The following is a 13,204-nucleotide window of genomic DNA, read 5'->3' as shown; positions in this document are numbered from 1 at the left end:
AAAATCCACTCCCAAATCATTGCTGCGCGGCGCCATGACGGGCCGCGTACCGCGCTTGTTTCAGCGCGGGAGGTGCTTCTTTAACTGTTCGTCCCAGGAGGAAAGCATGAAGTTCCGTCCCTTGCATGACCGTCTGCTGGTTCGCCGCATCGAAGCGGAGGAGAAGACCGCCGGAGGGGTTATCATTCCCGACACCGCCAAGGAAAAGCCGCAGGAAGGTGAGATCCTCGCCGTAGGCTCCGGCGTGCGCGCCGAGAACGGCGAACTGGTACCTCTAGAAGTGAAAGTCGGCGACCGCATCCTGTTCGGCAAATGGTCAGGCACGGAAATCCGACTGGAGGGCGAGGATCTCCTGATCATGAAGGAGAGCGACGTCCTTGGCATCCTCGATGCCGAAAACGCGGTGAGGAAGGCCGCCTGAGGGGGCCTTTGAGGATCAGTGATGCTGCCTGGAAAGGAGTGTTGAAATGGCTGCAAAAGACGTGAAATTCCATACCGACGCGCGTGAGCGCATGCTGCGCGGTGTCGATATCCTAGCCAATGCGGTGAAGGTCACGCTCGGCCCCAAGGGCCGCAATGTGGTGCTTGACAAGTCGTTCGGCGCGCCGCGCATCACCAAGGACGGCGTCACCGTCGCCAAGGAAATCGAGCTCGAGGACAAATTCGAGAACATGGGCGCCCAGATGGTGCGCGAGGTGGCATCCAAGACGAGCGACATCGCTGGCGACGGCACCACGACGGCCACCGTTCTGGCCCAGTCGATCGTCCAGGAAGGCGCCAAGGCCGTTGCCGCCGGCATGAACCCGATGGACCTGAAGCGCGGCATCGATCGGGCCGTCGATGCGGTCGTACAGGAACTCAAGAAAAACGCCAAGAAGATCACCCAAAACGGCGAAATCGCACAGGTGGGCACGATCTCGGCCAATGGTGACGCGGAAATCGGCCGTTTCCTTGCCGAGGCGATGGAGAAGGTCGGCAATGAGGGCGTGATCACGGTCGAAGAGGCCAAGACCGCCGAGACCGAGCTGGAAGTGGTCGAGGGGATGCAGTTCGACCGCGGCTACCTGTCGCCCTACTTCATCACCAATCAGGAGAAGATGCGGGTAGAACTGGAAGAGCCCTATGTGCTCATCCACGAGAAGAAGCTGTCCAACCTGCAGGCCATGCTGCCTGTGCTGGAATCGGTCGTCCAGTCGTCCAAGCCGCTGCTGATCATTGCCGAGGACGTCGAGGGCGAGGCCCTGGCCACGCTCGTGGTCAACAAGCTGCGCGGCGGCCTGAAGGTTGCCGCCGTCAAGGCGCCGGGCTTCGGTGACCGCCGCAAGGCCATGCTCGCGGACATTGCTGTGCTGACGGGCGGCCAGGTGATTTCCGAGGATCTCGGCATCAAGCTCGAGAATGTCACGCTCGACATGCTGGGCCGCGCCAAGAAGGTGGAAATCGACAAGGACAACACGACCATCGTCGACGGCGCCGGCCAGAAGGCCGATATCGAGGGCCGGATCAATCAGATCAAGGCGCAGATCGAGGAGACCACCTCGGACTACGACAAGGAAAAGCTGCAGGAGCGCCTTGCCAAGCTGGCCGGCGGCGTTGCCGTCATCCGCGTCGGTGGATCGACGGAAGTCGAGGTGAAGGAGCGCAAGGACCGCGTTGACGACGCCATGCATGCCACGCGGGCGGCGGTCGAGGAGGGCGTCCTGCCGGGTGGCGGCGTTGCGCTTCTGCGCGCGGTCAAGGCGCTCGACAATGTCGACTTCGACAACAACGACCAGAAGGTGGGCATCAACATCGTGCGCCGGGCCATCGAAACGCCGGTTCGCCAGATCGCCGAGAACGCGGGCGCGGAAGGCTCGATCATCGTCGGAAAGCTGCGCGAGAAGGATGATTTCGGCTATGGCTGGAACGCCCAGACCGGCGAATATGGCGACCTCTACGCTATGGGCGTCATCGATCCGGTGAAGGTGGTGCGGACCGCGCTGCAGGACGCAGCGTCAGTCGCCGGCCTTCTGATCACTACCGAGGCCATGGTCGCCGACCGGCCGAAGAAGGAAGCCGCTCCGCAGATGCCCGCGGGCGCCGGCATGGATTTCTAGGCCCTATCCAGCGATATCAGGCGGCGCGGCTGAAAATGCCGCGCTTTTTTTATGCGGCCAGCGCGGCACCGACCCTGTCCCGGATTTCCGCCAGCGTGAAGGGCTTGTTGACGACGCCCCGGACCGTACCTTCGAGTTCGGCCGCCCGTTCTCGCTGTTCGGCATAGCCGGTCATCAGCAGCAGGCGCAGGCCTGGAAAGGCGGAAGCCGCTTCGCGCGCCATCTCGATGCCGTCCATGGCCGGCATGCGGATGTCGGACAGGACGAGGTCGAAGCCTCCGCCCTCCTGCCTGATCTTGTCCAACCCCTCCATACCGTCTTCGGCGGTCTCGACCGTGTGGCCGGCAGCTGCGAGCGCCCGGGCGGTGAAGGAGCGTACGGAAATGTCGTCTTCGACGATGAGAAGCTTAGCCATGGTCCGACTATCGCAAACAGATGTTACGGATCGCTGAACGCGCGACCTGTGGGATTGGTTCAAACGTCGCCCTTGACCACACCCACGAAGGGCAGTTCGCGGAAGGCGTGGGCCACGTCCATGCCGTAGCCGACGACGAAATAATCGGGACACTCGAAGCCCACGAAATCGGCTTCCAGATCGGCCTGGCGGCGCGAGCGTTTGTCGAGAAGCACGGCGATGGAGACCGAGCGGGCGCCGCGCGACAGCATGAGTTCGCGTGTGAATTTCAACGTCTTGCCCGATTCCAGTATGTCGTCGATCAGCAGGATATCCCGGCCCCGCACATCATTGTCGACGTCGCGCAGCACCTTGATCTCGCCGCTCACCGTGCCTGCGCCGTAGCTCGAAATCATGATGAATTCGACCTCCGGGGAGATACCGGCGTCATGCATGGCGCGAATCAGGTCGGCGGCGAAGATGAAGGAGCCTTTCAGGACGGAAATCACCAGAAGGTCATTGTAGTCCTTTTGAGCGATTTCTTTGGCCAGTTCCAGATTGCGGCGGGCAATCGTCGAAGCGGCGTAGAGAATCTCTATTTCTTTTCCGCGTACCACGACCATTGTTCTGCCTACTCCTGAAACGACACCGAAACCGACTTCACGCCATCTTTAGGGACGACGAAGCGGCTGGAAAAGGGATAGCTATGACCCGGCTCGAGCCTATGCCCGTTTGTCCCCAGTTTGTAGTGCGTGGTACGCCCTTCATGGTCGATAACACCGATCAGGAGGTCTGGCAGCGCCCGCGCCTCGCTGCTTTCGTTGACCGCACGGCCATCGATGAGCAGCAGCGGGTTGGCGCCCGACATCTCGACGCGGCTTTCCAGGGCCGCGACCTTCAGGCCGGCAGCCTGGCCCGAGAGCATGGGCGCCACGGCTTCGCGAAAGAGGCTGTGGCCGCCCGATATCCAGAAGCTTCCGGCGACGATGCAAAGACCCATGACCCAGAACGCCGGGCCAGCTGGGGAGCGTCGCGCGGAGACGGGCTTTTTCGTGTCTGGCCGCAGGCTTTCGAGCCCCCGTGTATCGGCCTGGCTCGTGCGCGCGAGACCGGGTTCGCAAAGCCACTCCGGCCGATGCTCGGGGCCGGCAGGCAGCGTCTCGAACTCGGCATCGAGGATGTTGCGGTCGGTGTCGGGCGACTGCGGTTCGCCGGCCGGCACGGAAGGCTCGTCCGACGCAACAATCTCGCCCGAAAGAGGCATGCCGCTCCGCTTTTCCGCCATTTCAGACCCGAACCATCCTTTCGCCAGCGCCTGTTACACGGTAAAGCAGATTGGTTAATGCTTCGCCAGCCTCGGCCGTGTCGTGCTTAACCCGACGTTAACCATACCAGCGGAGGTTCGGCGGCGTCCGGTCCTGCGCGACCGGCGACCATCCATCCAGCAACAGGCGGCAGCCGTGATTCGCTTTGAGAATGTAGGTCTCAGATATGGGATGGGTCCGGAGGTGCTCCGCGACATCACCTTCCATCTGCCTGAACGTTCGTTCCAGTTTCTGAGCGGGCCGTCGGGGACCGGCAAGACGACGCTGCTGCGGCTTCTGTTCATGTCGCTGAAGCCGACGCGCGGGCTGATAACCATGTTCGGCAAGGACCGCGCCCGCATCACCCGTCAGGAACTGCCGCTGCTGCGTCGCCGTATCGGTGTGGTCTTTCAGGATTTCCGGTTGCTCGACCATCTGACGACCTATGAGAACGTGGCGCTGCCGTTGCGCGTTCGCGGGCGCGACGAGGCGAGCTACCGGGCCGACGTGACCGAGCTCCTCAAATGGGTGGGTCTGGGAGACCGCATGCATGTGCTGCCGCCGGTTCTGTCGGGCGGGGAGAAGCAGCGCGCGGCGATCGCGCGCGCGCTCATCGAGCAGCCGCGCATCCTTCTGGCAGACGAGCCCACCGGCAATGTCGATCCGCTGCTTGCGCGCAGGCTCCTGCGCCTCCTCATAGAACTGAACCGCATGGGAACGGCGGTCGTCATCGCCACCCATGACATAGGACTCATGGAACAAGTGGACGCCCGGCGCATGGTGCTGTCGGGTGGAAGGCTGGAAATCTATGATTAGCCGCGTCGCGAAGAAATCCGGCGAGGCAGGCATCTTGGCGCGCAGGCTGGGCGCGGAGATGCGGCAGAAGGCAGTGAAGACGCTCGGACGCCAGCAGGCTCCCATCGTGCCGCCCGACAATGTGGCCGGCCGGGCGATGGTGCTCGTTATCGCCATCATGACCTTCCTTTCGTGCCTGACGCTGGGCGCGGTGACGCTGGTCCGTGATACCGCCGCCACATGGCAGACGCAGATCGCCCGCGAGGCTACGATACAGATCAAGCCGCGCGAAGACCTCGATATAGAGGCCGCGCTGGCGGAGGCGCGCGATATCGCACTGGGCTACAATGGCGTGCGCGGCGCGTCCATCGTCGGCAAGGAGGCGACGGCCCGCTTGCTCGAACCCTGGCTGGGACCCGACCTCGACATTGACGAACTGCCGGTGCCGCGGCTCGTCATCGTCACCATCGACCCGGCGGAAAAGCCGAACTTTACGGCCATGCGCGACGAGCTCGCCGAGACGGTGCCGAGCGCGGCACTGGACGATCACCGCACGTGGGTGGACCGTCTCGTGACCATGGCGCGCACGACCGTCACCATCGGCATCGCCGTTCTGGCGCTCATGCTGTCGGCAACGGCCCTGACTGTCATCTTCGCCACGCGTGGGGCGATGTCAGGCAACGGCCACGTCATCGAGGTGCTTCATTTCGTGGGCGCGGAGGCTCCTTTCATCGCTCGGCAGTTCCGCAGGCATTTCCTTCTGTCGGGCATGCGTGGGGCGGCGGTGGGCGGCGTTGCGGCCATCGTGGTCTTCGTCGCCTTTTCCTGGTGGTCGTCGCGCAATGTGGCGACACCCGAGGGCGACCAGACATCGGCGCTCTTCGGCAATTTTGCCATCGGCCTTTCAGGCTATCTCGGCGTGGGCATGATCGTATTCGTGATCGCCATCCTCACGGCGGCGACGACGCACCTAACCGTCATCAACTACCTGAAGCGCATAGAAACATAGCAATGGATACCCGCCAGCTCTTTCACGTCAGGATTACATGCGGTAAATCTTTTTGCGCGCAGTCGGCAGTGCGGACTATCCATCGCCGCATTTGGACCTTATCCAAGGGATCATGAATATCTCTGCAACCCCTGGGGCAGACGGTGGTCAACAGGTTCTCCGGCGCTCAAAATGGCGTAGGACGCTTCTGGTCGGCCTGGTGTTTGTGGTCGCGTGCGCAGCGTTTTTCGCCGGAGGTTTTGCCTTTTTCGCCAATCACGTTGCAAAGCTGGCGACGCCCGCGGAGCTGCGGCCGGCGGATGGCATCGTCGTGCTCACCGGCGGCCAGTCGCGCATCGACGCGGCTATCGACCTTTTGAAGGAAGGCAAGGGCAAGCGCCTGCTCATAAGCGGGGTCAATCCCGTTGCCAGGATCGACGATCTTCGCCTGGCCACGGGTGGCGATCGCACCCTGTTCAATTGCTGCATCGACATCGACCGTGTTGCCCTCAACACGATCGGCAATGCGGAAGAAAGCGCCAAATGGGCGAGCGCCAACACCTTCGCCAGCATTATCGTGGTGACGAACAATTACCACATGCCGCGCAGCCTCCTGGAGATGCGCCGCATTCTGCCGATGGCCGATCTCCAGCCCTATCCGGTCGTCAACACGCCGCTGCGCGACGGGGCATGGCTTGCCAAACCTGACGCGCTAAGGGTGCTGTTTACGGAATATGCGAAATATGTCGCATCGCTGGCGCGCGGCCTCGTTGCCGGCCAGGGCAATGGAGCGCCCTACGACGTGGTTCGCGCCGATCTCGGCAAATAGTTGGACGAGCTAATAGCGCAAGGGGACTTTCGTTGAGGAAGCCATTGCGCTAACAGGCCCTGTGATGGCGCTTATACCAAGGACCATGGATGATGACCGATCTGACCGGCGGTATCGCGTGTCGCGGCAAGGCGCGCCATGGCGCGCGCGAGCCCGGCCCTTCGGGTGGGACAGGGCGAACCGCTGGACGTCGTTGCGCTGCTTGGATGATGCGCTGCATCGCCCTGCACAGCGCGCCTAGCCAGCGGATCGTCCTGTCCCATCGGACCGGTCACTATCCATGGTCCTTCGTATAAAGCCGTCGGAAACGGGGCAGCCCAGTCAATGCTCATTCTGCGGTCGATCACATTCAACGTCGCCTTCTACCTGAACCTGATCGTGCAGATGATCGTCTTCACGCCAGTCTATTTCCTTTTGCCGCGCAAGAAGGCCTGGTTCGTTCCCAAGTTCTGGGCATCCTCCAGCCTCTGGCTGCACAAGGTTCTTGCCGGCACGCGCGCCGAGATCACGGGCCTTGAAAACCTGCCCGATGGTCCGTGCATCATCGCCCCCAAACACCAGTCCTTCTGGGACACGATTGCCTTTCTGCCATCCATTCCGGATGCGCTTTATATCCTCAAGCGCGAATTGACCTGGATACCGCTATTCGGTTGGTACGTGCTCAAGATGAAGATGATCCCCATCGACCGCGGCAGCCGCTCCAAGGCGCTCAGGCAGGCGATCAAGGTGGCGCACGAGCGGATGAAGGAAAAGCGCCAGCTCATCATCTATCCGGAAGGCACCCGCCGGGCGCCGGGGGCGGAACCTTCCTACAAATACGGGATTGTCGAGCTCTACGCCCAGCTTGGCGTGCCTGTCGTGCCGGTGGCCCATGTGGCGGGGCTCTATTGGCCGCGCCGCCGATTCCTGCGCTATCCGGGCGTGATAAAGGCGCGCTTCCTGCCGGCGATCGAGCCGGGCCTTTCCCGCGAAGAGTTTCAGGAGCGGCTGGTGCGCGAGACTGAAGCCGCCTGCGATGCCATGCTGGTGGAGGCGGCGCAATCGCCGGGCGCTCCGCCATTGCCGGAAACGGCCCTTCGCCGGTTGCGCGACATCGAGGCCGGGGTGCCCGCCAGGGCTCAGCCGGGCTAGCTGCGCACGATCACGGCTTATCCCTCTGTCCGGGCGCGATGCGCGATGCCACCGCTTCCAGCCAGTGATCGCTTATGCCCAGCGCCTGCAGGTGTGCGATAGTGTTGAGCACATATTCGTCGTTGCGGCCGGATTGGCCGATGGCGCCGCTCACCGCTCGCGCCGCTTCTTCCACAGGCAGGTTGCCGGCATATTGGTGGTGGGAGCGGTCGACGACATAGGTCGTGGCAAGCACCGCCGTGCCATCCTCCAATCGCACCGGCAGGCGCCGTTCCAGATAGACGTTCGTCACGAGTTCGCGTTCGCGCAGATAGGCAATCACCTCGTCCGACAATTCGCCCGGAACCCTGAACGCCATGCCGAGGCAGGAGCCACCTCGATCCAGCCCGAGCACGAGGCCGGGGCGGTCCGGCGTGCCGCGATGGACGTGGGAATGGATACAGAGTGCGCGCCGATAGCCGAAAAGGCGCGCCTTGCGCGTTTCGACATGGGCAAAACCCGGTCGCCACATCAGTGAGCCATAGCCAAAGACCCAAAAATCGTCCATTTCCACCTGCCAGTTGCATTTGTATCGGCGGCCTCGCGCCGCGCAACGAGGTAGCGGGAGCACAAGCATGGCGTCAAGCAATCGGTCAGGATCGCGTTTCGCGCGGCGCTTTGCGCTGCTTGCGGGGGCCATTGTCCTTGCCATCGCGGCCTATACTGCGGCCTGGCACTATTTCGCGCGCGAGGTCGAGCGAGAGGCGCGGGAGGCCGTCGCCACCCTCAATCGTAATGGTGTGCGCGCCCATTGCGAGGAGCCGGAGGCGAAGGGGTATCCCTTTCGCATCGGGCTTTTCTGCCGCAGCCTTTATTATGAGGACGTGAACGAGGGTTTCTCTGTGCGCGCCGGCGCTTTTCGTTCGGCTGCCCAGATCTACCAGCCGGCACGGGTGATCGGCGAGATCGACGGCCCGGCGGCAATCGTGCTGCCGTTCGGCCCGGCGGTCGAGCTCGACTGGCGGGTCATGCGGGCCAGCGCGCGCATCGCCACGCCGCTGCCCGATATCTTTTCCAGCGAAGGCAAGGACCTCGTACTTGTGCGCAAGGAGGGCGGCGCGGGCACGCTGGCGACCGCCAGCCGTACCGAATTTCATGCGCGGCCGGCGGATAGCGACCTGCAGTTCGCCGCGCGCTTCGACGATCTTGCGCCCGGCGGAGCAGTCGCGATCGACCTGCCGGCAGTCAGCGGCAGTATCTCGGCCACATTGGAGGATGGCGTAGGGCGCTTCCTGCGCGGCGAGCGAGAGCTTTACGGCTCTTCATGGCAGATCGACGAACTGGTCGTCAGCGAGGCCGGAGGCGGAGCCAGGCTGTCGGTTGCAGGCACCATATCCGTTGGTGAAGACGGCCTAATCGATGCGGAGCTCCGAATCGAAGCCAGCGAACCCGCGCGCATCGCCGCGCTCGCGGGCCAGGCATTCCCGCAGCTGAAAGATCAGCTGGACGCGGCATCCGGCCTGATCGCCGGCCTTGCAGACCAGCCACTTCCGCTGCGCATACAAAACGGTCGCATCTCCCTCGGCTTTATCCGGCTTGGTCAGATACCGGCGATCTGAGCGGGCGCGCCCTCAATCCTTCGGCGGGTGGCTCAGCACGTGGCGGCCGAAATCGGGGACGTCGATCTCCTGGCCGGCTTCGATGATGGAGCGGCGGATGTCGCGGGTGCGGGTGAACATTTCGAAGAGCTTGTCTCCGTCACCCCAGCGGATGGCACGCTGGAGCGCCGACAGGTCTTCGGAAAAGCGCGACAGCATTTCCAGGATGGCGTCGCGGTTGTGCAGGCACACGTCCCGCCACATCGTTGGGTCGGAAGCTGCCAGACGCGTGAAGTCCCGGAAGCCGGATGCAGAATATTTGATGACTTCCGACTTCGTCACCGTTTCGAGATCGTCGGCGGTTCCGACGATATTATAGGCGATGATGTGCGGCAGGTGGGAGACGATGGCCAACACCATGTCATGGTGCTGAGGGTCCATGATGTCGACCATGGAGCCGCAGCTCTCCCAGAACCTGCTCAGTCTAGCAACGGCCCCGGCATCGGTACCTTCGGGCGGTGTCAGGATGCACCAGCGGCCCTCGAACAATTCGGCGAAACCGGCATCCGGTCCTGAATGTTCCGTGCCGGCGACCGGATGGCCGGGGATGAAGTGCACACTGTCCGGCAGATAGGGCTGCATCTGCCCGATGACGGACCCCTTGGTGGAGCCGACATCGGTGACGATGGCGCCGGGCCTCAGAGCGGCGGCGATATCGGCGGCCATCGCACCGGAAGCGCCCACCGGCACGCAGACGATGACCAGGTCCGCGTCCCTTACAGCCTCCGCCGCATCCGGGTGATAGCTGTCGCCGAGTTTCAATTCGCGGGCACGCGAAAGCGTTTCGGCACGGCGGGTCGAAATCGCGATTTCGGTCGCCAGCCCTTCCCGGCGGATGATGCGGGCGAGGGAGGAGCCGATAAGGCCGATGCCTATCAGGGCGATCTTTTCAAAGTGAATATCAGGCACTGGATCAGCCGCCTATGAAGTCGGTGAGCGCGGCGACCACGCCACGATTGGCCTCCTCCGTGCCCACGCTCATGCGCAGCGCATTCGGAAAGCCGTAGGCGGCGACGCGGCGCAGCACGTAGCCCCGCTTGAGCAGAAAGGCATCGGCCTGCTCGGCCGTCCTGCCGCCGTTCTCCGGGAAGTGGATCAGCAGGAAGTTGCCGGCCGAAGGCGTGACGTGCAGGCCGAGCGCCATCAGTTCCCCGGTCAGCCAGGAAAGCCATTGGTCGTTGTGGGCGATGGCCTTTTCGACATGCGCCCTGTCGCCCATTGCCGCTGCGCCGGCGGCGATGGCCAGCGCGTTGACGTTGAATGGCCCGCGCACGCGGTTAACGGCGTCCACGATGTGGGCCGGGGCATACATCCAGCCGATCCGCAGTGCCGCGAGCCCGTAGATCTTGGAGAAGGTGCGGGTCATCACAACGTTCTGCGACGACGAGACGAGCTCGATGCCCGACTCGTAGTCGTTGCGGCGCACATATTCGGCATAGGCCGCGTCCAGAACCAGGAGGACCTGTTTCGGCAGGCCGGCCTGCAGGCGGCGCACTTCGTCCATCGGCAGATAGGTGCCGGTCGGGTTGTTCGGATTGGCCAGGAAGACGATCTTCGTGCGCTCGGTGACGGCGGCCAGGATAGCGTCGACGTCAGCGCGCTCGTCCTTCTCCTTGACCACAACAGGCGTGGCGCCGTTGGCCAGGATCTGGATGCGGTAAACGAGGAAGCCGTGCTCGGTGAAGATGCCCTCGTCACCCGGGTTCAGGTAGACATGGGCCAGCAGGCCAAGCAGTTCGTCCGAACCGTTGGAGCAGAGAATGTTTTCCGGATTGAGGCCGTGGGTCCTGGCGATGGCGTCACGCAAGGCGGTAGCCTGGCCATCGGGATAAAGTTCCAGATGTTCCGCTGCCGCGCGCATGGCCTCGACCGCCGCCGGTGAGGGGCCGAGCGGGGTTTCGTTGGAGGACAGTTTCCATACCTTTGCAGCGCCGGGTGCGGTTTCGCGGCCGGGCACATAGGCGGCGATGTCCATGACGCCGGATTTCGGTTGGGGGCGGTCAGCAAGGCTCATCGGTATTTCCCGTGAATTGAAGCCGCCTGCTTTAGCCCATCATCCGCGTTGACGCAAAGGGCCTGTGGCCGTAAAAGCTTGGTCAACTGTCGTGGTGATTTGGCCGGTCGGCTTGCAGCCACGTAAAACAAGTCGCTAAAAGGCCGCGCAGCTTACTGACCGGCTTTGCGATGGCAATGCCGGTTTTTTTGTTGCTTGCGGCCGGTTGTATGGAGAGGCGCAATGACGCGATCGAGAGTGGCGAAGGCGCGCGACGAGGCCAATGAGCCGTCGAGCCAGGTTGTGCGGTTCGGGCCGGACAAGCCGCTGAAGCTTGCCGCCGGCCTCACGCTTTCGCCCTTCCAGGTCGCCTATCAGACCTATGGCTCGCTCAACGGCGACCGCTCCAATGCCATCCTCATCTGCCATGCGCTCACTGGCGACCAGCATGTGGCGAACCCGCATCCGGTGACGGGCAAGCCCGGCTGGTGGGAAGCGCTGGTGGGACCGGGACAGGTCATCGACACCGACCGGTTTTTCGTCATCTGCGCCAATGTGATCGGCAGTTGCCTCGGCTCTACCGGGCCGGCGAGCCTGAACCCGGAAACGGGCGAACCGTACGGGCTGGACCTGCCGGTCATCACCGTCAAGGACATGGTGCGCGCGCAGGTCATGCTCGTCGATCATCTGGGCATCGGGCGGCTGTTCTGCGTCATCGGCGGATCGATGGGTGGCATGCAGGTACTGGAATGGGCGGCGAGCTTTCCCGAGCGGGTGCTTACCGCCGTGCCTATCGCGACGGGAGCGCGGCACACCGCGCAGAACATCGCCTTCCACGAGGTGGGCCGCCAGGCGGTGATGGCCGACCCGGACTGGAACGGCGGAGCCTATCTGAAATCGGGCAAGCACCCCGGCAAGGGGCTGGCGGTGGCGCGCATGGCCGCCCACATCACCTATCTGTCGGAGCCGGCGCTGCATCGCAAATTCGGGCGCAACCTCCAGGACCGCGACCAGCTCACGTTCGGGTTCGACGCCGACTTCCAGATCGAGAGCTATCTGCGTCACCAGGGCATCACCTTCGTCGACCGCTTCGACGCCAATTCATATCTCTATCTGACGAGAGCTATGGACTATTTCGATCTCGCCGCCGAGCATGACGGCCATCTCACACGCGCCTTCACGGGCACTAAGACACGCTTTTGCGTCGTCTCGTTCACCAGCGACTGGCTGTTTCCGACGGAGGAAAGCCGAATGGTGGTCCATGCGCTCAACGCGGCGGGTGCTTCCGTCTCCTTCGTCGAGATCGACACGGACCGGGGGCATGACGCCTTCCTGTTGGACGAGCCGGAGTTTCACGCCGCCGTCGAAGGTTTTCTGAAGTCGGCTGCGCGCAACGCAGGGATTTCATCATGAGCGTGAACAACACCCAGCGTGTCGACCTGCAGGTCATTGCCGATCTCATCAGGCCAGGCGCGAGAGTGCTGGATGTCGGGTCGGGCGACGGCGCTCTGCTGGAACTGCTCGAAGGCCATAGGAAGGTCGATGGCCGCGGTCTGGAAATCTCGCAGCGGGGCGTCAATGAATGCGTGGCGCGCGGCCTTTCGGTGGTGCAGGGCGATGCCGACCGGGATCTCGTCTTCTACCCCGACCGGGGTTTCGATTACGTGGTCCTGTCGCAAACGCTCCAGGCCACGCACAATCCCAGGGCCGTGCTCGAGGAACTCCTGCGCATCGGCGACCGCGCCATCGTCTCCTTTCCCAATTTCGGTCACTGGCGGGTGCGACTCTCCCTCCTGTTCAAGGGGCGTATGCCGGTGACCAAGGACCTGCCCTATTCCTGGTACGACACGCCGAACATCCACTTCTGCACGATCCGCGATTTCGTCGCGCTGTGTGAGGAAATCGGCGCGACGGTGGAAAGCGCCGCCGCGCTGGACGCTAATGGGCAGAAGATCGGGCTTTCGATGCCCTGGTGGTTCTGGAATTTCTTCGGCCAACAGGCCGTGTTCCTGTTGAAGCGGTAAGCGGTCGCGATCG

Annotated in this window: 15 protein-coding genes and 1 riboswitch; of the genes, 9 read left to right on the top strand and 6 right to left on the bottom strand. The window is 63.3% G+C overall.

Annotation, left to right across the window (positions count from 1 at the left end):
- The first annotated feature begins 106 nt into the window (after positions 1–106).
- On the top strand, positions 107–421 hold the full coding sequence (gene groES, locus N1058_RS11315; RefSeq protein WP_265517645.1) for a co-chaperone GroES: 315 nt from the start codon (positions 107–109) through the stop codon (positions 419–421).
- 46 nt (positions 422–467) lie between these two features.
- The gene (gene groL, locus N1058_RS11310; protein ID WP_265517644.1) at positions 468–2,096 is read left to right on the top strand and encodes a chaperonin GroEL; all 1,629 of its coding nucleotides are present in this window, start codon (positions 468–470) and stop codon (positions 2,094–2,096) included.
- A gap of 49 nt (positions 2,097–2,145) precedes the next feature.
- Here the strand turns inward: groL and N1058_RS11305 are convergent, their stop codons facing one another.
- The 3 genes from N1058_RS11305 to N1058_RS11295 are packed head-to-tail and all read right to left on the bottom strand — an operon-like array spanning position 2,146 to position 3,775.
- Positions 2,146–2,511, bottom strand: a complete 366-nt coding sequence (locus tag N1058_RS11305; protein ID WP_265517643.1) for a response regulator — start codon at positions 2,509–2,511, stop codon at positions 2,146–2,148.
- A 59-nt stretch (positions 2,512–2,570) separates the two neighbouring features.
- Complete coding sequence (gene hpt, locus N1058_RS11300; RefSeq protein ID WP_265517642.1) at positions 2,571–3,113, bottom strand: hypoxanthine phosphoribosyltransferase; 543 nt, start codon at positions 3,111–3,113, stop codon at positions 2,571–2,573.
- 8 nt (positions 3,114–3,121) lie between these two features.
- A complete protein-coding gene (locus N1058_RS11295) occupies positions 3,122–3,775 on the bottom strand; it encodes a hypothetical protein (RefSeq protein ID WP_265517641.1) in 654 nt (217 codons plus the stop codon).
- Positions 3,776–3,950: 175 nt separating this feature from the next.
- Here N1058_RS11295 and ftsE point away from each other — a divergent pair, with 175 nt between their 5' ends.
- The 4 genes from ftsE (at position 3,951) to N1058_RS11275 (ending at position 7,537) form a co-directional block, all read left to right on the top strand.
- The gene (gene ftsE / locus N1058_RS11290) at positions 3,951–4,610 is read left to right on the top strand and encodes a cell division ATP-binding protein FtsE (protein WP_265517640.1); all 660 of its coding nucleotides are present in this window, start codon (positions 3,951–3,953) and stop codon (positions 4,608–4,610) included.
- Between the two features lie 58 nt (positions 4,611–4,668).
- On the top strand, positions 4,669–5,598 hold the full coding sequence (locus N1058_RS11285; protein ID WP_265517878.1) for a cell division protein FtsX: 930 nt from the start codon (positions 4,669–4,671) through the stop codon (positions 5,596–5,598).
- 112 nt (positions 5,599–5,710) lie between these two features.
- Positions 5,711–6,406, top strand: a complete 696-nt coding sequence (locus tag N1058_RS11280) for a YdcF family protein (RefSeq protein WP_265517639.1) — start codon at positions 5,711–5,713, stop codon at positions 6,404–6,406.
- A 324-nt stretch (positions 6,407–6,730) separates the two neighbouring features.
- A complete protein-coding gene (locus tag N1058_RS11275) occupies positions 6,731–7,537 on the top strand; it encodes a lysophospholipid acyltransferase family protein (RefSeq protein WP_265517638.1) in 807 nt (268 codons plus the stop codon).
- Between the two features lie 10 nt (positions 7,538–7,547).
- Here N1058_RS11275 and N1058_RS11270 read toward each other — a convergent pair whose 3' ends face one another.
- Positions 7,548–8,084, bottom strand: coding sequence for a gamma-glutamylcyclotransferase (locus N1058_RS11270; protein ID WP_265517637.1), 537 nt, complete (start codon positions 8,082–8,084; stop codon positions 7,548–7,550).
- A 67-nt stretch (positions 8,085–8,151) separates the two neighbouring features.
- Here N1058_RS11270 and N1058_RS11265 point away from each other — a divergent pair, with 67 nt between their 5' ends.
- Entirely contained in the window at positions 8,152–9,135 is a 984-nt protein-coding gene (locus tag N1058_RS11265) for a DUF2125 domain-containing protein (protein WP_265517636.1), read from the top strand.
- 12 nt (positions 9,136–9,147) lie between these two features.
- On the opposite strand, the gene N1058_RS11260 is transcribed toward N1058_RS11265, so the two are convergent.
- A complete protein-coding gene (locus N1058_RS11260; RefSeq protein ID WP_265517635.1) occupies positions 9,148–10,083 on the bottom strand; it encodes a prephenate/arogenate dehydrogenase family protein in 936 nt (311 codons plus the stop codon).
- Between the two features lie 4 nt (positions 10,084–10,087).
- Positions 10,088–11,188 carry a histidinol-phosphate transaminase gene (gene hisC, locus N1058_RS11255; protein ID WP_265517634.1) on the bottom strand — a complete coding sequence of 367 codons (1,101 nt, stop codon included), beginning with the start codon at positions 11,186–11,188 and terminating at the stop codon, positions 10,088–10,090.
- 81 nt (positions 11,189–11,269) lie between these two features.
- Positions 11,270–11,347: riboswitch (SAM riboswitch) on the top strand.
- Between the two features lie 63 nt (positions 11,348–11,410).
- Between hisC and metX the strand changes: the two genes are divergently transcribed.
- Both metX and metW read left to right on the top strand, forming a co-directional pair.
- A complete protein-coding gene (gene metX / locus N1058_RS11250) occupies positions 11,411–12,580 on the top strand; it encodes a homoserine O-acetyltransferase MetX (RefSeq protein ID WP_265517633.1) in 1,170 nt (389 codons plus the stop codon).
- Positions 12,577–13,191, top strand: a complete 615-nt coding sequence (gene metW, locus N1058_RS11245) for a methionine biosynthesis protein MetW (RefSeq protein WP_265517632.1) — start codon at positions 12,577–12,579, stop codon at positions 13,189–13,191. The genes metX and metW overlap by 4 nt, the downstream gene beginning before the upstream one ends.
- Positions 13,192–13,204: the final 13 nt, after the last annotated feature.

Origin of the sequence: Nitratireductor luteus, from assembly GCF_026162365.1 — a bacterium.
In the GTDB taxonomy this organism is placed as follows: Bacteria; Pseudomonadota; Alphaproteobacteria; order Rhizobiales; family Rhizobiaceae; genus Chelativorans; species Chelativorans luteus.
This window is presented reverse-complemented; position numbering and strand designations above follow the sequence as displayed.

Bases quoted from the DNA above. Each gene is read 5' to 3' on its own strand.
- N1058_RS11295 (WP_265517641.1), bottom strand. From the start codon at position 3,775: ATGGCGGAAAAGCGGAGCGGCATGCCTCTTTCGGGCGAGATTGTTGCG.
- N1058_RS11270 (WP_265517637.1), bottom strand. From the start codon at position 8,084: ATGGACGATTTTTGGGTCTTTGGCTATGGCTCACTGATGTGGCGACCG.
- hpt (WP_265517642.1), bottom strand. From the start codon at position 3,113: ATGGTCGTGGTACGCGGAAAAGAAATAGAGATTCTCTACGCCGCTTCG.
- metW (WP_265517632.1), top strand. From the start codon at position 12,577: ATGAGCGTGAACAACACCCAGCGTGTCGACCTGCAGGTCATTGCCGAT.
- metX (WP_265517633.1), top strand. From the start codon at position 11,411: ATGACGCGATCGAGAGTGGCGAAGGCGCGCGACGAGGCCAATGAGCCG.
- groL (WP_265517644.1), top strand. From the start codon at position 468: ATGGCTGCAAAAGACGTGAAATTCCATACCGACGCGCGTGAGCGCATG.
- hisC (WP_265517634.1), bottom strand. From the start codon at position 11,188: ATGAGCCTTGCTGACCGCCCCCAACCGAAATCCGGCGTCATGGACATC.
- N1058_RS11305 (WP_265517643.1), bottom strand. From the start codon at position 2,511: ATGGCTAAGCTTCTCATCGTCGAAGACGACATTTCCGTACGCTCCTTC.
- N1058_RS11285 (WP_265517878.1), top strand. From the start codon at position 4,669: ATGCGGCAGAAGGCAGTGAAGACGCTCGGACGCCAGCAGGCTCCCATC.
- groES (WP_265517645.1), top strand. From the start codon at position 107: ATGAAGTTCCGTCCCTTGCATGACCGTCTGCTGGTTCGCCGCATCGAA.
- N1058_RS11265 (WP_265517636.1), top strand. From the start codon at position 8,152: ATGGCGTCAAGCAATCGGTCAGGATCGCGTTTCGCGCGGCGCTTTGCG.
- N1058_RS11280 (WP_265517639.1), top strand. From the start codon at position 5,711: ATGAATATCTCTGCAACCCCTGGGGCAGACGGTGGTCAACAGGTTCTC.
- N1058_RS11275 (WP_265517638.1), top strand. From the start codon at position 6,731: ATGCTCATTCTGCGGTCGATCACATTCAACGTCGCCTTCTACCTGAAC.